Raw genomic sequence first — 22,139 nt, 5'->3', positions numbered from 1 at the left:
ATGACAAAAGATGAATTCAAAAATTTTATAGAAAATGAAAATAAAAAGTATAAAAAACCTCTTGGCTTTGGAATTTGTAGAGTAGATTTAGGAGCAGATAATAAAGTTTTACAAGCAACATACCCCATTATTAATTGGAATGGAGAAAATCTAGGATCTTATGCAGTTTTTTGCAATGTAGCTAAAAAATTAATTTCAGAAAATCAAAGTGAGGCAATATATAGAGTAGATAGCAAATTTATCTCAAGTGCTATAACATTATTTGAGCCTTTTTTAAATGAAGCACTGAATGATAAACAAAGCCATAAAAACATTCAAATTCTTTTATCATTACAAAAAATCAAAAATCTAGATTGTGAAAAATCACCATTTAGATTCGTAATTATTTATGAAGATAATAAATGTCAAAGTGTTGAGACTAGTTATATGAAACTATTAGCACTATCTTTAGGTAAGGCAAAATTAAGAAGTCTAGTTTTAGATGGCATTTTTGGCTTATTAGAAAATGTTGCTTGGAGTGGAAATACACCTTATGAACTAAGCTATTTAAGAGAAAATGAAATTGAACTAAAGCTTAATGGAAACTACCCTGCAATAGATTTTGTAGATAAGTTTCCTAGATATTTAATGCAAGTTATTCCACAATATGACAATATTAGATTGTTGGATTCTGCTAAAACTCGCTTTGGAGCATACTTAGGTGATGGTGGATATACACAAATGCCCGGTGCTAGCTATGTAAATTTTAATGCTGGAGTTCAAGGGGTGTGCATGAATGAAGGAAGAATTTCATCATCAGTAATTGTTGGAAACGGAACAGATATAGGAGGTGGAGCTAGCATATTGGGCGTATTAAGCGGAGGCAACTCAAGCCCTATTTCTATTGGGGAAAATTGCTTACTTGGTGTAAATAGCTCAACAGGAATAAGCTTAGGAGATGGATGTATAGTAGATGGAGGCATAGCTGTCCTCGCTGGAACAGTATTTTATATCTCAAAAGATGAGGCACAAAAAATAAAAGAAATTAATAATGAGTTTGAGTTAAAAGAAAATTGTTTATATAAAGGAAGAGAACTATCAGGTAAAAATGGTATCCATTTTAGACAAGATTCTAAAAGTGGTAAAATGACTGCATTTAGAAGTAAGGTTAAAATTGAACTAAATAGAGACCTGCATTAATGTTTATTGGCTATATAATATTTAATATAGTAAATACTGTAGGTATGGTTGCAGCATCTAATAATTTAGACATTAATAGCTGTAATAATGGTAATGATAAAAACTGCAAAAAAACATTTATATTTTTAAGGGAAACTTGCAAAAATGGTGGGGCTAAAGCCTGTGGTTCTATTGGATACATATATGAATCTGGATTTGGAGTAGATATTGATATTAAAAAAGCTATGTTTTATTATCAAAAAGCATGTGATTTAAAATATAATCTTGGCTGTGTGAATCTAGGAGTAATATATATAGAAAAAGAAAAATTTGACGAAGCAAATAATCTATTTGATATTGCTTGCAATAATAATAACGCTGAAGGTTGTATGAATCTAGCTGTTTCATATAACTATGGCTATGGTGTAGATAGTGATAAAAACAAAGCCAATAGGTTATTTAAAGAAGCTCTAGATTTATATATTAAATCTTGTAATAAATCCAATGCTAATGATTGTATGAATGTAGCTACTATGTATTATGGTGGATTAGGAATAGAAATAAATGATAAAGAAGGTGATAAATATTTACAGAAAGCCTGTAATATTAATAATTCATTTTGTGACTAAAAACATTTGATATTATCTTTTTTCATACAATCTTATATATTTAATAACTCTAAAATATCATCATTTTTAAGCCATTTTGTATTTGTATGGCTACTATATTCAAAATCACTCTCTACACTAACCCCTTTTTCTCCTAAAGGGGTTTTTGAATAATCAATGGGGGTATTAAAGTTAATTGTTGGTTTTAATAAATAAAAATCATCAAATTCAACACAAAGATGTGCATCGTCTTTTGGTATCATAACTTCATTTAACTTCTCTCCAGCACGAATTCCTACTATTTTGTGAGGAATATTTGGGGCAATAGCATTAGCAAGATCAATAATTCTAATACTTGGTATCTTTGGAACAAAAATCTCTCCACCATACATTCTATGTAATGATTTTATGACAAAATTAACTCCTTGCTTTAAAGTAATAAAAAATCTAGTCATTCTTTCATCAGTGATTGGAATAAATTCTGCATTATTTTTTGCTAAATCCCTAAAAAATGGGACAACACTACCCCTACTCCCTAAAACATTCCCATATCTAACCACGCTAAAACTTGAGTTTAAAGCACCCTTTATATTATTTACACTTATAAAAAGCTTATCAGAGCAAAGTTTAGTGGCACCATAGAGATTAATTGGATTTGCAGCTTTATCAGTACTAAGTGCAATAATCTTGCTAACCTTATTATACAAACACGCATCTATTACATTACTTGCACCATTAATGTTTGTCTTAATACATTCCATTGGATTATACTCTGCTATTGGAACATGCTTTAAAGCAGCTGCGTGAATACAAATATCAACTCCATTTAATGCACTTCTTAATCTATTTTTATCTCTAACATCTCCTATAAAATAGCGCATTTTTTTATCATTAAAAATTAGGGACATTTCGTATTGCTTAAGTTCATCTCTGCTATAAACTATAATTTTTTTAGGACTATAGTCCTTTAATAGAGTATTTATAAATTCTTTACCAAAACTACCTGTTCCACCCGTAATTAATATAGTTTTATTATCAATTTCATTATTCATTACTATCCTTTTTAAAGTAGCCTAATTCATGCATCTTATTTGCTATGGAAACGAGGATTGGTCCTGTAGCACTAGATGCACCACCTCCGTGTTCTACTAAAATAGTTATTACATATTTTGGATTCTTGTATGGAAGATATGCTGTAATCCACGCGTGAGACCTGTGATAATAATCCATTTCTCTTTCTGGAATTCTTCTTATAATATCTTTAGGAATTCCAACTACTTGTGCTGTTCCTGTTTTACAAGCAAGAGGAATTAGAGAATCTCTAGTAGCATTATGTGCTGTTCCATCAATACTATTACAAACTTGATACATTCCTAGCCTAACCGCAGGAAGCTTAGATTTTTGAAAATCATTTAATGTATCTTGTGGTTTAAAAATAGCATCATCATTTCCTAAACGTTTTGCAAAATGTGGAGTAGGAAGCTTTGATGTAGCAATAAGTGCTGTATATCTAGCAATTTGCATAGGAGTAGATAAAAATAAGCCCTGTCCAATGGAGGCATTAATAGTATCTCCTATTGTCCAAGGCTCGCCTCTAGTTCCTAATTTCCAATATGGTGTTGGTAAAACTCCATTTGATTCATTTGGTAGATCAACTCCTGTTATCTCCCCAAAACCCATTGCTTTAAGCGTCTTTGCCATATTTTCAATACCAATCTTATAGCTTAATCGGTAAAAATATACATCTACACTTCGTTTTATAGCCTTTATTAAATCTGAACTTCCGTGACCTAATGAAGTCCAATCTCTAAATTTAACTCCCCCTATTTCAACAAAAGGTGGGGTTTCAATAACTGTATGTTCATCAATATCGCCATATTCTAAAAATGAGACTCCAAGCCCCATTTTAATAACACTACCCGGTGGGTATGTCCCATTTATCATTTTATTTAAAAGAGGATTATTTAAATCATTTTTAATGTTATCCCATTGCTCATTTGTCATACCATCTACAAAATAATTTAAATTATACTCTGGATAGCTTCCTGCAGCGATTATATCCCCGTAATTAGCATCCATTACAATGGCTACTCCTGATTTATTCTTAAACTCATTATCAAGATGCTTTTGTAAATCAATATCAAGCGATAGATTCATATCATATCGCTTATTTGCAGTAGTTTCATCTAGCACTTCAACAGCTTGATTTAAAACATCTACCTTTGTTTTAATATACCCAAGTTCACCTTGTAAGAAATTATTATAGTATTTCTCTATGCCTGTTTTTCCTACTAATCCTATATATCTTGCAGTTTCATTTTTAAATATATCTTGCTGGTTTGCTGCTCCAATATAACCTATAACATGAGAAGCCACGCTATCATTTGGATAATATCTCTTAGTAGTGTTATTTATCTTTATATATTCACTTTGCATAAGAATAGTATAGCTCTTAAGTATATCTTCATAAGGAATAAATTTAATTATAGTAATGTAGTTATGATTATAAGGGGAATATTGTTTTAAATAAATCTCTTTTAAATCATCTACACTAAAGCTAGGAAAATAATGAACTATGCGATTTAATTCTTTATCAAGCAAAGGGAGATTCTTTTTTCGTCCAAGATATGGGCTAAGTGCAATTGAATATCCTAATTTATTTACTGCTAAAGGCTTATTATTTCTATCTAAAATCTGTCCTCTTGCAGGAATAAGCATCTCTGTTCTGATAATATTATTAATCGCTAATTTTGAATAATAATCATAAGAAATTATTGATAAGTAATAAAATCTAGTAATAATTACTAAAAATATTATGCCAATAAATGATAAAACTATTTTATACCTAATATCCATCTAATAACCAAAATAATAGTTTCAATAAAGATATATAACAATACCATAGGTGTGAAAAAAAGTATATTTTCATTAATTTCAATAAATGAGTTAATCAATATGAACATAAAATAAATTATAGGAATATAAAATATTTCAAAAATATTCACATATTTAAACATCTTAACAACCCTATTAAATACAAATATATAAACAAAACAATACACTACCAACAAAATCCCTGGATAAAAACCTTTTGTGGATTCCATAATGCAAAGCATTAAAATAAAGGCAATAAGTGAATAATACATTTTTTTTCTAAAAAACTTTACAAATGATAAAAATAATATCCCAAATAAAGGCGGCAAGGATATATACATGCTACTTAGTGCATCATAAATTAGCAAAAATAGTAGAAAGAGAATAGTATCTACAAATCTTTGATAAGAGCTATTTCGTCGCATATAGGAAAACGTGTGCATTTAATACAATCTGCCCAAATTTTATGATCAGGAATTGCTTCCTTAGCAATCTCTACAAAACCTATTTTTTCAAAAACTTCCCTTTTATAAGTAAGTGTTAGAATCCTCTTTAATCCAAGATTACTAGCTTCTTCTAACAAATATTCTATCAACATTGTAGCAATTCCCTTTCTTCTATGGCTTTCTTTAACAATAAGAGATCTAACCTCACCTAATTTTATAGAATGGATATGAAGGGCACTAAATGCTATAATATCACTAGAATCTTTCATTATAGTATAAGAGCGAATAGCACTTGCCATCTCATCTTCACTTCTATCTAAGATAATACCACTTTGAACCTCTGGTAAAATTAGACTTCTCATAATTGCTACATCACCCAAACTTGGCTTACAAATCTTATACAAATTCAACTCCATAAAGAATATTTAATATTTTTTCTCTTAAATTAGAAATACTTTTCTTGTCGATATTTGAAACACAAATTCTATTTGCATTTTTTAATTCTAAAAATTCTTTTCTATTTAATTTATCTATTTTTGTAAAAACCTCTAAAATAAAGCTATCATTCATTGAAATACTTTTTAAAAACTCCCTAATCTTATTATCAATTTCTAAGTTAATATGTCTGCTATCTATTAGATGAATATAAAGCTTAATAGAATCTCTTTTTTTTAAAAAATAGCTTAGATTCTTATCCCATATTTTTTTTTGCTCTTTACTAACCTTTGCATAGCCAAATCCAGGAAAATCAATAATTCTTAAATCAAAATTACTACATACAGGTTGCATTGTAGAATCTATTGTAGTTTCTAAAGACTTTATGCTTTTTACTCTCCATCTTGAAAGAAAAAAATTTATTAGTTTCGTCTTTCCGGGTGTAGATGAACTTTTAGCTAGATTTTTATTATTCAATAAAGCATTAATTAAACTAGATTTACCAACATTGCTTCTTCCAAGAATTGCAATCTCTGTATATAGCACAGCTGGAGCTTGTATAAAAGAATCTATTGATAATAAAAAATGAGAATCTAAAACACTAATTTCATTTTTTATCATCTTTTTTCTCCATTTGAAATATTACTTTTGCAGGTTTATTATCTGTCCCTGTAATATTTACATACCCAATATCATTATTTATTATAATTTCCTCTCCAACAACTAAATTAATCTTATTATCCTCTTTTACCTTTCCATTGCCAACTAATTTATATTCTCCATTTAAAGTATTATAATAAACTTCATCTGCACTTCCTTTCAAATGCCTATTATCCTTTGTAACTACCAAAAAATCTACCCCACCATAAGCTGAATATTTGATTGGCTTGCGATTTTTATCAATATTTATTATTACTTTTGGAGCATAAAGCTCATCTTTACCTTTCTTAATCTCAACATTTGTATTTAACTCAACAATACCTTTTTTTTCATCTGATAAAAAATTTAATGCACTAACCTCAAGAATATCATCACTAGCATTTAAGGTAAATAACATAATTAATAACAATAAAGTTTTCATTTATCACTCTTTTATCTTTGGCTTTAATATAGCCTTAATATTATTTGCTTTTGTAATGCCATTTTTATAGTCATAATAAAGATTCTTACCAATTACATTTTCAAAATCACTTTTAATACTAAAATCATCTTTGCCTTCTAATAATTTCTTATCTATGTGATAAATTGCAACTTTACTATATAAATCATATCCATTTCTTTTATTATTAACACCATTATTAAAATAAACAATATTATCTTTTTTAATAGCACTATGAGCTTTAAGGACATCAAAACTGTTATTATCGTTTCTATAAAATTCAACATCTGTGATTTCTTCAAAATCATCAAACTGCTTTGCATTCTTACCAGATAATTTTGAAATTAAGCTCTTACTACCTATTTCATATGCAATAAAATTACTAATCTCAATCTTTGGAATAGAGTTTTTATTAGAATAAGGATATATTACATTCTTATCAAATGAAAATATAATGACTATGCTTGAAATTAAAAGTAGAATAAAAAATAATGAGATACTATTGCCAATATTCAATAAACTTCTCATATAAACCTTCTTTCTTTAAAATAATTTCTATCATTTCACGCACTACACCACTCCCCCCATTCTTACTTAAAACAATATTTACAATATTTCTAACAGCATTAGCACAATCATTTGGAGCAAAACTAAGAGAGGTTTCTTTAAACATAGCAATATCATTCATATCATCACCAATAGAGGCACAAGCAATAGAATCTAAACCCAAATCATTTTTTAATTTCCTAACACAAGTCCCCTTATCTTCTACACCCATAAAAATGAAATCTATTTTTAACTCTTCACATCTAGCTCGTAAAATCTCACTTTTTCTTCCTGTAATAATTGCAACTTTACGACCTATATGTTTCCAGTAAGCAAGCCCTAATCCATCTTTTACATTAAAAACTTTGATAGTTTCAAAAATATTAGAATCTTTTATGCCATAATAAAGATTGCCATTCGTCATAGTTCCGTCAATATCAATACATAAAAGCTCTATCATATAACTTATACAACTCCTTTTGTAGAAGGTATTGTTATTCTTTCATTAATCTTTAAAGCATTCCTTAATGCTATGGCAAAGCTCTTAAAACAAGCCTCTATTATATGATGAGAGTTTTTTCCTCTTTTATAAACTATGTGCATACTTAAAGCAGCGTTACTTGTTAATGCTTTAAAGAATTCTTCTACTAATTCACAATCAAAGCTGCCAACCTTATTAATACCTATTTTATCAATCAATGGAATATCAAACACCAAAAATGCCCTATTTGAAATATCAATTGAACATTCTACACAAGCTTCATCCATAACTATACTAGAAAAACCAAATCTCTCTATATTTTTTGCTGGATATAAGCTATCATTTAAAAGTTTTCCAATAACTATTCCGCAATCTTCTACACTATGATGATAATCAACATCTAAATCACCAATACACTTAATATCTAAATCAATCAAACTATGCTTACTAAAAGATTCTAACATATGGTTAAAAAAACCAATTCCTGTATCAATACTATTTTTACCGCTACCATACAGCTCTAAACTTGCATTTATATCTGTTTCTTTTGTCTTTCTATTTAGTGCTTTCATAAACTTTCCTATTCTCTAACTAAAAATCCATCAATATTTTTATCTTTTATAAAATCTCTAGCTTCATCTTCACTTTTAAATCCACTAACAAAAACCTTAAAAATAGGAGCATTATTTAACTCGCTTTGTTTTATAATAGTGCTATATCCATCATATATATGTGTGCCTTTAAATGTCTCTGCACCACTATTATTTCTAAATGCTCCAATTTGTATAGCAAAATTACCTCCTTCAACTACCTCATCTACTTTACCTGTTTTAAATTCATCTTTAAATTCACTTGAATTTACCATATCTCTTACTATTGTAGAATTACTTGCAACATTATTAGAGACTATGCCACCAAATCCTATAACTTCAATATTTACCCTTGCTGTTCCTGTTTTTACCATGTCTATATCTTTTGCAGCAGCAGCTGATAAATCTATGATTCTACCTTCTACAAATGGACCTCTATCATTTATCCTAACAATAGTGCTTTTACTAGTATCTAAACTAACGACTTTTACAAGTGTATTCATAGGAAGAGTTTTATGTGCCGCAGTGTGTAGATTCATATTATAAATTTCACCATTTGAAGTCTTCTTATTGTGGAAATTCGGTCCATACCAACTAGCTATACCATCATAAGTTTGACCAATTTTCACACTCTGTGGATAATACCACTTACCATTAATTTGATATGGTTTCATTGTAGCTCTCTGAATTGCCTCAGAATCTCTAGCTTCGCCTAGTTTAATATTCTCAGGTGGAGGAATACTAGATTCTACCTTTTTTTGAGGATTACTAGAACTACTAGAGCTATATGTATTATCTTCATAATAATTGCTTTTATCATCTGAATCTGTTGAAAATCTGTTTAAATAATCTCTAAATCCATCATAATCTTGGTAAGCACCTATACCACCACGATATGTACTTGTGCTAGCACAACCTACCATAAAAACTAATATGAATATATTTAAAAATACTCTATACAAATTTAAATCCCCTTTATTTAGCTTTATATGCTAATTTTTGATTAATTTGTTTTAATGGAATTATTAATTTTTGATTAATTGAAAGAAGTGTCTTTTTTATATTATTGGTGTTTTTTAATGTTTCTATACTTATACTATACTTTCTTGATATGCTATACAAGCTATCTCCTTTTTTAACCTTATAAACTATATAAAACTTTGATAAATCTACTTTCTTTGGTTTAAAATTAGTCTTAAAAGCTAATAAATACTCATAAGGTAAATAAACATCATATTCTCCGCCATTTGGAGGAATAAAATTATATTTAAATTGTCTATTATAGCTTTTTAAATCATCTATGCTAATACCAGCACTTTTTGCAATAGAATTAAAATCTGTTCCTGAAGGAACTTTAACAGATGCTAAAGTAGTTGTTGTGCCACGATTTAAAAAATACTCTTTATCTAAGGTTTTTAATGTATTAACATCACTAAAAGCTACATTCATAGATAAAATAATACGAATATAATGCTGTGTTTCAATAGGAATATAATTTTTACTGCTATTCATTAAAACACTAATATCATCGCTTCCTGCTTCTTTTATAGCACGTTGCAATCTACCAATACCGCAATTATAAGCCATAGCAGCTAAATACCATTTTCCTGTGATGCTTTTTAATTGTTTTAAGTATTTAATAGCAGCTTGAGTGGATTTTATAGGATCTCTCCTTTCATCTATAAAATCATCTATTCTAAGTCCTAAACTTTTTGCAGTGGCTGGCATAATTTGCCATATTCCAACAGCTTTTTTAACTGAATATGCCCTAGTTGAAAATCTAGATTCTGCCATTGCTAGATATAAAAATTCTTGTGGAACTTCTGCATCATTTAACATTTGCTTTAATATAGGAATATAATTATAACCCTTATCATAGCTTTCTATAAACTTCTCCCAATCATCACCTATGGTTTTTTCATAATGTTGAGTAAAAAGGGCGGGATCAGCTTGATATGAAGTATCTATATCAAATGTATTTAATACACTTTGTGCATTAAATACATTTTGATTATCATAAAAATCTGCACTAAGATATGAAAATAAAAATCCTAATAACAAAAAACATAGTATTGGCTTTTTAGAATTGAGTTTCAAATATTCCCCTAAATTTTAATTTTTGCTTAATTATACTTATTTTTTCTTAAATGTTTAAACATCTATCAAGATTCTATAAACCTAAAATCCAAACACTCTACTTGCATTTTGTGTGCTTAAAGAGGCAATTTCAGAAATATCGCAATCTAAGTTATTGGCTAAGTGAGAAGCAATTATTGGTATATATTCTGGAGAATTTATTTCTCCTCTATGAGGAACTGGGGCGAGATATGGTGCATCAGTTTCAAGAATAATAGAATTTAATGGTAGATTTTTTACGCTATTTTGTAGTTTTTTTGCATTCTTAAAACTAATAATACCGCCTATACCATAATATAAGTCGCAATTTAGTGAATTTACTAAACCCATATCACCTCCAAAACAATGAAATATAATTCCCTTTTCAAATTCATAATTATTCAATATCCTTATTATATCAACATTAGAGTTTCTAGTATGAATTATTATAGGTTTGTTTTTTTCTATTGCAAGCTCTATTTGAAGTCTAAAACCGCTCTCTTGTAACATTTTAGCATTATTAATATCGCTATCTAAATAATAATAATCTAATCCTATTTCGCCTACTGCAACACATTTTTCATGCATCAAAGCATCTTTTAGCATAGCAATAGAATTTTTATTTAAAGAATTTATTTCATTTGGGTGGATTCCAGCAGCAAAATAAACCATATCAAATTTTTCTGAAATTTTTATAGCTTTTGTTAAATCTGCTATATCTGCCCCGGGAATTACTATTTTCTCCAACCCTAAATTAATTGAGTTATTAATGATAGTTTCTAAATTATCATTATATTTTTCACTATCTAAATGGCAATGTGTATCAATATACAAGAATAAACTCCTAAATTTTTAGTAAAATAATAGCAAAATTTATTTAAGGTTAAATTTATGTTTAGCGGGGTAATTAATAATATAGGAATAGTTAAAAAACTAAGCAGTGAAACAATCACTATAAAAAGCTCACTAAAACCAAAGATTGGTGCAAGCATTGCAGTAAATGGCGTATGTGTGACTGTAATTAAATATAAAAATTATGAATTTGACGCAATTCTAAGCAAAGAAACAAGAGATTTAATAGCATTAGAAAATCTAAATGGTAAAGTGCATTTAGAAGAAGCTCTAAAGCTTAGTGATAAGCTTGATGGACATATAGTCCAAGGTCATATTGACTGCATAGGAATAATAAAAAAAATACAAAAAAATCAAAATGGTTTTGACTTTACTATATCTTTTGATTCTAGTAAATACCCACTAATTGTCCCAAAAGGAAGCATTGCTATTGATGGAATTAGTTTAACGATAAATGATGTAAATAGTGATACTTTTAGACTTACAATTATCCCACATACCTTTTATGAAACACTATTTCATACATACAAAGTAGAAAGAAGAGTGAATATAGAAACAGATATATTAAATAGAAGTATTTACCATATGCTTAAAACATCAAACTTTAAAAAAGAATCTAAATGGGAATATATAGATTCTATACTAATGAATTATTAAATGAAAGATATAGAAAAAGCGGTTGCACTAGCTTATGGAGGAGAAATTCAAACTCCAAAAATAATAGCTAGTGGTAGAAAAAAAATGGCAATTTTATTAGTCCAAAAAGCAAAAGAACTAAATGTGCCAATTTTTCAAAATCAAGAATTAGTAGAATCTTTAATCAATTTAGATATTAATGAAGAAATAAATGAAGATTCTTACCTTGCTGTCGCAAAAATACTAATATGGCTTAATAATAATGAAACTAACGCACAATTAAGTAAAGATAATTTTTAGATTAATCTAAAAATATCTTATAAATTTAGTATATTGAAAAATAAAAAATAAATAGGCATTTAATATTTTAAAATTGCACAATTTTAAAATATTTGTCAACTAAATTAATTATTGACAAAAAATTAACATTTATTTTTTATACTTTCAAAGTCGAAAGACAAAAGCTTTAGAATACTAAAATTATCCTAAAGAGTTATTACACTTGTAAATGTTAAAATGAAGAGCTAATTTATATATCTAAAGTTAAATATATGGTGTCATTTTTACGATGTAGATTTTAAGCCTATACGTCTTGTTCTATATTTAATTTTATTTTAGAAGATTATAAAATAAACCCCTCCAAAATTAAATTTATAGTCTTTTTGTTTTTATTGATATATTTTAAACTTTAAAAAGCCCTTTTTAGTAAATATTCAACTTTTAGAATGGTAATTAACCTATCTTTTTGTTTTCCTATTCCATATATCAGATTTGCTTCTTCATTTAATGTTTCAGGTGTAGGATCTATATCAGCTTCTTTAATTCTAACAGCTTCAGTCAATTTATCTATAACAAATCCAGCTACTTCATCATTATATTTAATAACTATATATCTGGTATCTTTGTTTTGTTTAATTTCAGGTAATCCAAACTTTAACCTTAAATTAATAAGAGGAAATACATTACCCCTTAAATTAAATACTCCCAATACATAATTTGGAGTTCCAGGGACTCTGGTAAATTCTATTGGTTTTACAATTTCTTGAATACTTAAGATAGGCACTGCAAACTCTTCACTACCAACTAAAAATCCAACAACTTGTAATATATCCTCTGGCTCATTCTCTGTTTCTTTTTTAGTTTGTGTTTTAAATAAATCTTTTAGTTTATCATCATTCATAATTATACCTCTACACCTATGATGTTAAAATTTATATTTCTTTTTACTACATTTAACAAATATTCAGCAGAATAGGGTTTTGTGATATATTCTGTCATACCAGATTCTACACCTCTCATTCTATCAGTTTTTGCCGACCTGCTTGTAACTGCAATTAATGGGAGGTTTTTAAATTTATTATACTTTCTAATCTCTGTGGCAAGGGTATATCCATCCATTCTTGGCATTTCAATATCTACTAAAACTGCATCAATATGATAATCACCATTTTTAATTATTTCTAAGGCTTCCAGTCCATTAGTAGCCTCTATAATAGTTACTCCCAATGGTTTTAAATATTTCTTAATGATCATTCTATCAGTATGGCTATCATCTACTGATAATACTACATAATCGCTTGGTTTAGTTTTTTCTGCTAGCTCTATTTCGTCTTCTTGCAAATTATTTACTGTTCCTTTGACATATTTTGCCATATTCATCATACCAGCAACATCAACTATCAAAGTAATTTTTCCATCACCTCTAACAGTAGCACCTGCTATACCTTCTGTGCCTTTTAAGTAATATCCAAGAGATTTGATTACCACTTCTTCTTGTCCTACAAGATAATCAACAACTATACCAATCTTATTTTCAGCTAACCCAACAACAACAACATAAAGCTCATTTGAGTTTCTTATAACATCATTAATTTTAAAAATATCAGATAACCTTACTAATGTTAGAATCTCATCTCTAAGCCTAAGGACACTTTTTCCTTCAACAATATAAACTTCATCTTGACTTATTCTAACAGTTTCTAAAACAGAGCTTAGTGGAATAGCATAATATTCCTCTTGCACACCCACAATAAGTGCTTGAATAATTGCAAGAGTTAATGGAATTTTTAGCTTTAGAATTGTTCCTTTCCCAAGTTCGGATTCTACATCTATCATACCATTTAGTTTTTCGATGTTTGTCTTTACAACATCCATTCCTACGCCTCTTCCACTAACATTTGTTACAACCTTAGCTGTAGAAAATCCTGCTTTAAAAATTAAAGAATATGCTTCTTTGTTTGTCATTGTATCAGCTTCACGATCATTAATAATGCCTTTTTCTAAAGCCTTTTGTTTTAATAAATCAGCATCAAGCCCCTTACCATCATCTGCAACTTCTACAACAATATGATTTCCTTCATTATAAGCTTTTAGCTCAATCTTTCCTATTTCACTCTTACCTTCTGCTAACCTATCTTCTTTACTCTCAATCCCGTGGTCGCAAGAATTTCTAATAATATGAACTAATGGATCACCAATTTCCTCTACTATTGATTTATCTAATTCAGTTTCTTCGCCACTAATAATTAGCTCAATATTCTTACCCATATCTCTTGATAAATCTCTAACCATTCTTGGGAATTTGTTGAATACCTTACTAACAGGTAGCATTCTAGTTTTCATAACAGCTAATTGTAAATCTGTAGTAACTATTGAGATTGCAGAAACTACTTGATTTAATTCTTCTAAAAACTGCTCTCCATCATACCTTTCTTCAACCTCATCATAAATACTAATTAATCTATTTTTACCAAGAACTAATTCTCCTATTAGATTCATTAAATGATCTAATCTCTTTACATCTACTCTAACGGTTTGCTCTAAGCTAGTAGATACTGCTGTATCATCCTTTTTAGCTCCTTGTTGTTTTTTAACTTTAGAATCTAGGTTTTGTTTTGTAGTAGATTTTTGAGTAGTAGTCTGTTCAACTTTAGGAGGATTTATTTGAGAGTTATTAATCTCTTCTTGTTTTTTCTTTAACCTTCTTTCTTTGTCTTCTTCTTGTCTTTGCTTTAATAATCTTTCGATTTCTTTTTCTATCTCATCTGGAGTAAAATTAGAATAATCTACACTATCTGTATTTTTAGTATCTAAATTATCTTGTATTTTATTATTAGAATCAGTGCTAAATGCGGAGGTGGTTGTAGATTCTACCTTTGATGCTTCATTATTATCTACTAGTTTATTTATTTGAGGAGAAGGAGTATCTTTTACTTCTTCTTTTGCTTCTTGTTTATTCCCTTGAGAAATATTTTGCAATCTTTTTACTACATCATCAATTTCAATATCTGATTTATCACTTCCAGTGTCTCTTATAGAAGTTAATAAACCCTTCATTAAATCAATAGATTCTAAAACAACATCCATAACATTAGGAGTAATTACTAACTCACCGCGTCTAGCTTTGTTTAAAACATCCTCCATGTTATGTGTAAGATTTGTTAATATATCAAAATTTAAAAATGAGCTAGAGCCCTTTATTGTATGTGCAACCCGAAATATTCTATTTAATAAATCCAAATCACTTGGATTATGTTCAAGCTCAATTAAATCTTGGTCTAATTGCTCTATCATCTCAAATGCTTCAATGAGAAAATCTTCTAATATCTCTTGCATTTCATCCATTATAATTCACTCCGCATTCAAAATAAAATTTTTAAATTTTATCTTTTTTATCATAATATAACAATATTTTTTATACAATTATTTAACTATTTAATTATACTAAAAGCATTGTCAGCTATTTTAAATATCTTTTCATTAAAATAAAACGATGGCAAAGATATATAAGTAAATTCATCTCTTATTATCTTTCCTATATGAAAATGTCCTTCAATAACAATATCAACTCTAATTCCTAGTAATTTTATATAATTTTTATAAGCTAAAATTCTATTTTGAATTAAAGATTCTGTATCATTTGAAAATCGTATTTGTTTATTTTTAACTTTATTTTCAATAAAACTATATAGCTTACCTTGTGAAATTAAATCAATAATTTTTATTGCTTTAGAAGTAATATTAGAAGTTAAAAACTTTATATAAAACTCATATTTTTTATCTAAGAACAAATCTCCATGTGAAAGCAAAACTTTCTTATCACCAAAGCTAGTTAAAAGTGGCTGAAATTTTCTTGGAATTTTAATTACATTTGGAAATAAACTTGATAAGTGAAAGTCGTGGTTTCCCTCAAAATATATAACTTGAGAACTATTAGATAAAAAATTTATAATATCTATTAAATCTTTATTAGATATAACACTTCTATTAATATTGCCTATTAATATATTTGAAATATCCCCTAACAAAAATATTTGCGATGGTAGAAATTTTATTTTCTTAAGGTTATATATTAGAGAATCCCTACCATCTTGAGTATGGGAATCTGCTATAAAAATAGCATCGTTGTTTATAGTTATATTGATTTTATTTTTAAGGGACATAAGCTATCTTTGGAATAGAATGAGTTTCTTCAATATCAAACATTAAATTAGCACAAACTAAGGCTTGAGAGCTAGCTCCACGAAGTAAATTATCAATACTGATATTAATATATAAATCTAGTTCATCATTTATTACAAAAATATCACAAAAATGCGTTCCTGCAGTATTTTTAACACTAACAGGTTTCTTACTTATACGAATAAATGGCTCATTTTTATAACTATCTTCTAATACTTCAAATAAATTAATTGGCTCTTTTAACCTAGCAAATATTGAAACAAGCATTCCTCTAGTAAATGGGCTTAAATGTGGAACAAAATTAACCTTTATATCCCTATTGCCAAAATCTTTGCACTTTTGCATAATTTCTATATTATGCCTATGTTTTAATGGAGAATAACTAAACATATTGTCATTAATATTTGGATAGTGCGTATTATCACTTAGATTCTTACCTGCTCCACTAACACCACTTTTTGCATCAATAAAAACACTGCTTTCATCTAGGTAATTAATAAATGGCAAGATTCCAAGCAAACTAGCCGTAGGGTAACAACCAGGATTAGCAATTAGCTTTGCGTTTTTTATAGATTTTCTATTCCACTCTACCAAACCATATACTGCATTTTCTAAATTATCAGAATCCAAATGTTTGCAATAATTCATATTATAGTTTTCTTCATTTAAACGATAATCTGCACTTAAATCAATCACCTTTATATTATTAGCTAAAATATTTGGAACTATTTTCATAGATTCCTTATGAGGAAGAGCTAAAAATACTAAGTCTAATTTAGGTAAACTATTTATATCAAATTTTTTTATAGGTAAGTTTTTAATTGAATTTATTAAGCTAGGATATAGTTGATAGAGATTCTCTTTTCCCGTTGTATTTGCAAGATAACTAATCTTAAAATATTTATGATTAATTAACATCTTAATTAACTCTAATCCTGTATATCCACTAATACCTATTATTCCTATTTGTATAATTTTTGTCATATTATTCCTAGGTCTTTTTAAAATTTTATTAAACTTAAACATAAAATTAAAATATAATTTTAAATTAAAATATTTTAAATAAATGGAGAATTCTACAATAAAATGTATCAAACAATAACAGAAAAAATATTCTCTAGCCACATTGGAAGAGAAGTAAAAGCAGATGAGATTATAGAATGTAATATTGATATGATAATAGGTAATGATATAACAACCCCTCTATCTATTGAGGCTTTTAAGAAGGCTGGTGCTACGAAATTAGCTAATCCTGATAATTTTTTCCTAGTGCTAGACCACTTTATCCCTGCAAAAGATATACAATCTGCAAATCAAGCTAAAAAAAATAGAATATTTGCAAAAGAGCAGAATCTAAAATATTTTTTTGATGAAAGAGATATGGGGATAGAACACGCGTTACTTCCTGAAAAAGGTCTTGTAATGCCCGGGGATGTAATAATAGGAGCAGATTCTCATACTTGCACTCACGGAGCATTAGGAGCATTTTCAACAGGGATGGGAAGCACAGATTTGGCTTATGCAATGATTACAGGAAAAAATTGGTTCAAAGTTCCACAAAGCATAAAGGTAGAATTTATAGGTAAAAAAAATGTCCATATCTATGGTAAAGATTTAATTTTAGAATTAATTAGACAAATTGGAGTTGATGGAGCACTTTATAATGCTTTAGAATTTTGTGGAGAAGGCATATCACAAATGGGAATGGATGATAGATTTTCAATCTGCAATATGGCAATAGAGGCAGGAGCAAAGTCTGGAATTATAGCTTGCGATAAAATTACAGAAGAGTTTTTAAGAACAAGACCTTCTCTTCGCTCTACTCCAAAAAAATTTTATAGTGATGAAAATGCTACATATAAACAAAAAATTACTATTGATATATCTAAGCTAGAACCTATGGTTGCATATCCATACTTGCCATCAAATGGAAAACCTATATCAGTAGCTCAAAAAGATAATATCAAAATTGACCAAGCATTTATTGGAAGCTGCACAAATGGAAGAATTAGCGATTTAAGAATTGCAGCAGAAATATTAAAAAATAAAAAAATACATAATGATGTGCGTTTGATTGTTACACCCGGCACACAAAAAATAGCAAAACAAGCTCAAGAAGAAGGTTTGATTGATATTTTACTTGAAGCAGGGGCTTTAATAAGTAATCCTACTTGTGGAGCTTGTTTGGGCGGATATATGGGAATATTAGGAGATAATGAACGCTGCATTTCTACTACAAATAGAAATTTTGTTGGAAGAATGGGCTCAAAAAGCTCTGAAGTATATTTAGCAAATTCAGCAGTAGTAGCACAAAGTGCAATTGAAGGGAAAATTGCTGACCCAAGAAAATAAGAATATTAAAAAAGTTTTATAAGGAATGTAAAATGTTAATTGATGATAAGTTGTTAAATAAGCTAGAAAACCTAAGTGCAATAAAGATAGATGACAATAAAAAAGATGAAATAAAATCACAAATAAGTGAAATTCTAAATTTTGTTGAAAATCTAAATTCATTAGATTTGCCAGAGAATATTCCACATAAAATTCTAAATACAACGCTTAGAGATGATATTGTAGAAAAAAGCAATGTATCAGAATCTATACTTAAAAATGCTCCTAATTCAGAGGATAATTTCTTTATTGTTCCAAAAATAGTTGAATGATGATTAATGTAAATATAGAATCTTCTTGGAAAGAAATTTTAAGTGAAGATTTTAAGAGTGAATATTTTTCAAATTTAAGGGAAAAATATTACTTCGCAGTAAAAAATACTATAACACTTCCTCCACCAAAACTTCTTTTTAATGCTTTTAATCTATTGCCATTTTGGGAAGTTAAAGTTGTAATTTTAGGGCAAGACCCATACCATAACATAGAAAATAACACACCTCAAGCAAATGGACTTGCATTTAGCGTATCAAAGGGTGTTACACCACCTCCTTCATTGAAAAATATTTTTAAAGAATTAAATAGAGATTTAGGTATGCCTATCCCAAATAATGGAGACTTAAGCTCGTGGGAAAAAGAGGGGGTGCTGTTATTAAACACCATTTTAAGCGTAGAGTTTAAAAAGCCTCTTTCTCATAAAAGTTTTGGTTGGGAAACTTTTACAGATAATATAATAAAAAACTTATCTTTGAAAAGAGAAAAAATCATTTTTATGCTTTGGGGAAATTATGCAAGAAGTAAAAAATATCTAATAGACACAAATAAGCACTTTGTTTTAGAAGCACCGCACCCATCTCCACTTGCTAAAGGCTTTATTGGATGTGGTCATTTTAGTAAAACAAATAATATATTAAAAGAAATTGGACTTAAGGAAATAAATTGGCAATTATGAATTAGAATCATAATTTAACAAAAATATATTATTTTTTTGTAATAATTTCATAAATTTTAATATTGAAGGAAACAACAATGAAATCTCTAATAATGATTTTATCACTATGTTTAGCAATATATGCTAATCCGCACGCTAATCACGATATAAATAATGAAAATATTACAAGTCAAATGGTGCTAGATTCTATGCATGGCTCTATGAATGGGTATTCTATGAGTTGTAATATAGATGTTGATTTTTTAAATGATATGATACCACATCATCAAGGAGCAATAATATCAAGTGGGTTATATCTACAAATTGCAAAAAATGACAAATTAAAAGACATAGCAAATAATATTATCAAAACCCAGCAAGATGAAATAGAATATTTTAATGAATTATCTGATGCCTTATCAAAAAATCAAAAATTAGACTGCGAAAATCCAAAATATCAAGAATTCCAAACTAAAAATAAAAATATAATGGATAAAATGATGATAGAAATGAGTAAAATTCAATCAAGCACTAATGTAGATAATGACTTTGCAAAATCTATGATAGAGCATCACAAAGGTGCAATTGATAGTGCAAAATTAATACTAGAATATACACAAAACCAAGATATTAAAAACATAGCAAATAATATTATCAAAACCCAGCAAGATGAAATAAAGGAGATGGGAAAACTAATTAAATAATTAGAATGTTTAGAATTATAAATTCCAAATATTCTATCATAATTAATGACATAAGAAAAATTATAACAAAAGGCTTTAAAGTTTAAAAATATATTAAAAAATAATTTTTTAATATTAATCCAACCAAAAGCTTTCATAAAGCCTAGAGTTTAGATTTAAATTTGTATTTAAATCATCTTCTCCTAAGGCTTCGATTAATGTCTTTTCTTTACTCATTAAATTAACCCCAAGACCTATCTTATTAACATTAAAGCCAAGGGCAGAAAGTATGGTAGGAAACATATCAAAATGAGAAAATTTTCTATTTTTTATTCTCTCTACATTTTTATTTTTCCAAGCAGTATTTATAAACACATTAAAAACCTCTCTATTGTTTGTCCCTTCATCAAAAAAGTTTTGCTGCATTGTTAAATGGTCTCCTAACAGAACTATTGTAGTATTTTTGTAAAAATCCTGCTTTTTTACCCAAGAGATAAATTCATATATTTCTTTATCAGAACAAATAATAGAGTTTTTATATACATTTTGCGTGATATTACAATTTGCATCACTATACCCCGGAGAATGTGTATTAGCTGTAAGAATTTGTAATGCAAAAGGATATTGAGCATTTGTTTGTAAAAATTGTTTTGCGAATTCAAAAACTTTCTTATCTTCAAATCCCCAATTAACTTTATAATCTTTAGGAAGAAGCTTATGCTTTTTAAAGTAATTTATATCTCGCACTTCTATATTGTGGGTATTAAAAAAGTGATTTTTCCCTGCAAATGTAGAATCTGAACCCATTATTATAAGCTGTTTATAATTTTTAGATTTAAGTATATCACTTAAACATGTAATATTTTTTAAAAAAGTCTTACTAAAGGTAAAATCATTTCCTCCAATAGGAATTCTAAGTGGGATTCCACATTGTTGTGCTATCATACCAGCTATTGTCCAACCCGTAGAGCCGACCTGTTTAAACCCTCCAATGTTATTTGTTGAGCTAAAATTTATGTGCTTTTGTGTAAGATTATAGAGATTTGGTATTAAATAATCTCCACCCCCCCCCATATTATAATATGTACTTTCCATAGATTCTGCTGTTATTAAGATTAAATTTCTTTTTTTATGAGGATCATCTAATGTATTTAAAAATGTATAGTGTTCTTCGTAAAAATTGGAGTAAGTTTTACTTTGCATATTTAAAATATCTAAAATATGTAGTTTTTGATTTGCAATAATTAATGAGAGAATAAAAAAACAACAAGACAACTTTATTTTATGTGTTAATAGTAAATAAAAAAATCTCTTTATCAATGGCTTTAGAGTTTCTTTGTATTTATTAAATAACCATATTGCAATGATTAGAAAAAATACCCAAAATGCTACAAATACTCGCTTTAAAAAGCTAAACATTATCCTATCATCTGTTTGCATTAGCGGAAAAGATAAGGCAAATACCAGCTGTTCTGAACTAACATCTCCAAATGTTTTTCTAACCCAAATTGCAATCATTATTATAAAACTAGAAAATGAAATAATTAAAGCAAATATAACAACTCTAACCCACGAATCTTTTATCATCAATATCCCCCAAATTAACTTTAAAAAACAGAATTTTACAAAAATATAATTAATTTTGAGATACACTTTTATATAAAATACTTGAAAAATTAAGGATAAAAATGGCTATTTTGACAAATAGGGGGGGGGCAGCAAGATAAATTAGAATTAAATTCTAATTTAGTTAATAAAAATAATTTAGATAGTAAAAACAATAAAACTTATCAGCAAATTTCACAAAAATCAATTTTTATAATATTTATAGCTTTT

General features: G+C 28.0%; 25 protein-coding genes. 8 read left to right on the top strand and 17 right to left on the bottom strand.

Going from position 1 to position 22,139, the window contains the following annotated elements; translation table 11 throughout:
* Both CQA44_RS03165 and CQA44_RS03160 read left to right on the top strand, forming a co-directional pair.
* Complete coding sequence (locus tag CQA44_RS03165; protein ID WP_115545835.1) at positions 1-1,179, top strand: tetrahydrodipicolinate N-succinyltransferase N-terminal domain-containing protein; 1,179 nt, start codon at positions 1-3, stop codon at positions 1,177-1,179.
* Positions 1,179-1,787 carry a tetratricopeptide repeat protein gene (locus CQA44_RS03160; RefSeq protein ID WP_115545834.1) on the top strand — a complete coding sequence of 203 codons (609 nt, stop codon included), beginning with the start codon at positions 1,179-1,181 and terminating at the stop codon, positions 1,785-1,787. The genes CQA44_RS03165 and CQA44_RS03160 overlap by 1 nt, the downstream gene beginning before the upstream one ends.
* A gap of 32 nt (positions 1,788-1,819) precedes the next feature.
* On the opposite strand, the gene pseB is transcribed toward CQA44_RS03160, so the two are convergent.
* The 12 genes from pseB to CQA44_RS03105 form a co-directional block, all read right to left on the bottom strand.
* Positions 1,820-2,818, bottom strand: a complete 999-nt coding sequence (pseB, locus tag CQA44_RS03155) for a UDP-N-acetylglucosamine 4,6-dehydratase (inverting) (protein ID WP_115545833.1) — start codon at positions 2,816-2,818, stop codon at positions 1,820-1,822.
* Positions 2,811-4,622 carry a penicillin-binding protein 2 gene (gene mrdA / locus CQA44_RS03150; protein WP_115545832.1) on the bottom strand — a complete coding sequence of 604 codons (1,812 nt, stop codon included), beginning with the start codon at positions 4,620-4,622 and terminating at the stop codon, positions 2,811-2,813. Before mrdA ends, pseB begins: the two co-directional genes overlap by 8 nt.
* Entirely contained in the window at positions 4,601-4,981 is a 381-nt protein-coding gene (locus CQA44_RS12405; protein WP_147289745.1) for a hypothetical protein, read from the bottom strand. The genes mrdA and CQA44_RS12405 overlap by 22 nt, the downstream gene beginning before the upstream one ends.
* Before the next feature lie 50 nt (positions 4,982-5,031).
* Complete coding sequence (locus CQA44_RS03145; protein ID WP_309544878.1) at positions 5,032-5,490, bottom strand: N-acetyltransferase; 459 nt, start codon at positions 5,488-5,490, stop codon at positions 5,032-5,034.
* On the bottom strand, positions 5,483-6,142 hold the full coding sequence (locus CQA44_RS03140) for a GTP-binding protein (RefSeq protein ID WP_115545830.1): 660 nt from the start codon (positions 6,140-6,142) through the stop codon (positions 5,483-5,485). Before CQA44_RS03140 ends, CQA44_RS03145 begins: the two co-directional genes overlap by 8 nt.
* Positions 6,129-6,602, bottom strand: a complete 474-nt coding sequence (locus tag CQA44_RS03135; protein ID WP_115545829.1) for an LptA/OstA family protein — start codon at positions 6,600-6,602, stop codon at positions 6,129-6,131. Before CQA44_RS03135 ends, CQA44_RS03140 begins: the two co-directional genes overlap by 14 nt.
* 3 nt (positions 6,603-6,605) lie before the next feature.
* Positions 6,606-7,148: a hypothetical protein gene (locus CQA44_RS03130; protein ID WP_115545828.1), complete on the bottom strand. Its 543-nt coding sequence runs from the start codon at positions 7,146-7,148 to the stop codon at positions 6,606-6,608.
* The gene (locus CQA44_RS03125) at positions 7,120-7,626 is read right to left on the bottom strand and encodes an HAD family hydrolase (RefSeq protein ID WP_115545827.1); all 507 of its coding nucleotides are present in this window, start codon (positions 7,624-7,626) and stop codon (positions 7,120-7,122) included. The genes CQA44_RS03130 and CQA44_RS03125 overlap by 29 nt, the downstream gene beginning before the upstream one ends.
* Positions 7,627-7,631: 5 nt before the next feature.
* Positions 7,632-8,219 carry an imidazoleglycerol-phosphate dehydratase HisB gene (gene hisB / locus CQA44_RS03120; protein WP_115545826.1) on the bottom strand — a complete coding sequence of 196 codons (588 nt, stop codon included), beginning with the start codon at positions 8,217-8,219 and terminating at the stop codon, positions 7,632-7,634.
* 8 nt (positions 8,220-8,227) lie between these two features.
* Positions 8,228-9,199 (bottom strand): septal ring lytic transglycosylase RlpA family protein, encoded by a 972-nt coding sequence (locus tag CQA44_RS03115; RefSeq protein ID WP_408941375.1) that lies wholly within the window; start codon positions 9,197-9,199, stop codon positions 8,228-8,230.
* A 13-nt stretch (positions 9,200-9,212) separates the two neighbouring features.
* Positions 9,213-10,334 carry a lytic transglycosylase domain-containing protein gene (locus tag CQA44_RS03110; protein ID WP_258864884.1) on the bottom strand — a complete coding sequence of 374 codons (1,122 nt, stop codon included), beginning with the start codon at positions 10,332-10,334 and terminating at the stop codon, positions 9,213-9,215.
* 81 nt (positions 10,335-10,415) lie between these two features.
* A complete protein-coding gene (locus tag CQA44_RS03105) occupies positions 10,416-11,186 on the bottom strand; it encodes a TatD family hydrolase (RefSeq protein ID WP_115545825.1) in 771 nt (256 codons plus the stop codon).
* 57 nt (positions 11,187-11,243) lie between these two features.
* Here CQA44_RS03105 and ribE point away from each other — a divergent pair, with 57 nt between their 5' ends.
* Positions 11,244-11,861 carry a riboflavin synthase gene (ribE, locus tag CQA44_RS03100; protein WP_115545824.1) on the top strand — a complete coding sequence of 206 codons (618 nt, stop codon included), beginning with the start codon at positions 11,244-11,246 and terminating at the stop codon, positions 11,859-11,861.
* The gene (locus CQA44_RS03095) at positions 11,862-12,140 is read left to right on the top strand and encodes an EscU/YscU/HrcU family type III secretion system export apparatus switch protein (RefSeq protein WP_115545823.1); all 279 of its coding nucleotides are present in this window, start codon (positions 11,862-11,864) and stop codon (positions 12,138-12,140) included.
* A 388-nt stretch (positions 12,141-12,528) separates the two neighbouring features.
* On the opposite strand, the gene CQA44_RS03090 is transcribed toward CQA44_RS03095, so the two are convergent.
* The 4 genes from CQA44_RS03090 to argC all read right to left on the bottom strand — a co-directional run bounded on the left by CQA44_RS03090 (position 12,529) and on the right by argC (position 17,285).
* The gene (locus CQA44_RS03090) at positions 12,529-13,020 is read right to left on the bottom strand and encodes a chemotaxis protein CheW (protein ID WP_115545822.1); all 492 of its coding nucleotides are present in this window, start codon (positions 13,018-13,020) and stop codon (positions 12,529-12,531) included.
* A 2-nt stretch (positions 13,021-13,022) separates the two neighbouring features.
* Positions 13,023-15,464: a chemotaxis protein CheW gene (locus CQA44_RS03085; protein ID WP_115545821.1), complete on the bottom strand. Its 2,442-nt coding sequence runs from the start codon at positions 15,462-15,464 to the stop codon at positions 13,023-13,025.
* Positions 15,465-15,550: 86 nt separating this feature from the next.
* Positions 15,551-16,282, bottom strand: a complete 732-nt coding sequence (locus CQA44_RS03080) for a UDP-2,3-diacylglucosamine diphosphatase (RefSeq protein ID WP_115545820.1) — start codon at positions 16,280-16,282, stop codon at positions 15,551-15,553.
* The gene (gene argC / locus CQA44_RS03075) at positions 16,272-17,285 is read right to left on the bottom strand and encodes an N-acetyl-gamma-glutamyl-phosphate reductase (protein WP_115545819.1); all 1,014 of its coding nucleotides are present in this window, start codon (positions 17,283-17,285) and stop codon (positions 16,272-16,274) included. Before argC ends, CQA44_RS03080 begins: the two co-directional genes overlap by 11 nt.
* 102 nt (positions 17,286-17,387) lie before the next feature.
* Here argC and leuC point away from each other — a divergent pair, with 102 nt between their 5' ends.
* The 4 genes from leuC (at position 17,388) to CQA44_RS03055 (ending at position 20,324) form a co-directional block, all read left to right on the top strand.
* Complete coding sequence (gene leuC, locus CQA44_RS03070; RefSeq protein ID WP_115545818.1) at positions 17,388-18,653, top strand: 3-isopropylmalate dehydratase large subunit; 1,266 nt, start codon at positions 17,388-17,390, stop codon at positions 18,651-18,653.
* A gap of 32 nt (positions 18,654-18,685) precedes the next feature.
* Positions 18,686-18,964 carry an Asp-tRNA(Asn)/Glu-tRNA(Gln) amidotransferase subunit GatC gene (gene gatC, locus CQA44_RS03065; RefSeq protein WP_115545817.1) on the top strand — a complete coding sequence of 93 codons (279 nt, stop codon included), beginning with the start codon at positions 18,686-18,688 and terminating at the stop codon, positions 18,962-18,964.
* Positions 18,961-19,641 carry a uracil-DNA glycosylase gene (gene ung / locus CQA44_RS03060; protein ID WP_115545816.1) on the top strand — a complete coding sequence of 227 codons (681 nt, stop codon included), beginning with the start codon at positions 18,961-18,963 and terminating at the stop codon, positions 19,639-19,641. Before gatC ends, ung begins: the two co-directional genes overlap by 4 nt.
* Positions 19,642-19,718: 77 nt before the next feature.
* On the top strand, positions 19,719-20,324 hold the full coding sequence (locus CQA44_RS03055; RefSeq protein ID WP_115545815.1) for a DUF305 domain-containing protein: 606 nt from the start codon (positions 19,719-19,721) through the stop codon (positions 20,322-20,324).
* A gap of 114 nt (positions 20,325-20,438) precedes the next feature.
* Here CQA44_RS03055 and CQA44_RS03050 read toward each other — a convergent pair whose 3' ends face one another.
* Positions 20,439-21,890, bottom strand: coding sequence for an LTA synthase family protein (locus CQA44_RS03050; protein ID WP_115545814.1), 1,452 nt, complete (start codon positions 21,888-21,890; stop codon positions 20,439-20,441).
* Positions 21,891-22,139: the final 249 nt, after the last annotated feature.

Source organism: Helicobacter sp. MIT 14-3879, from assembly GCF_003364125.1.
This window is presented reverse-complemented; position numbering and strand designations above follow the sequence as displayed.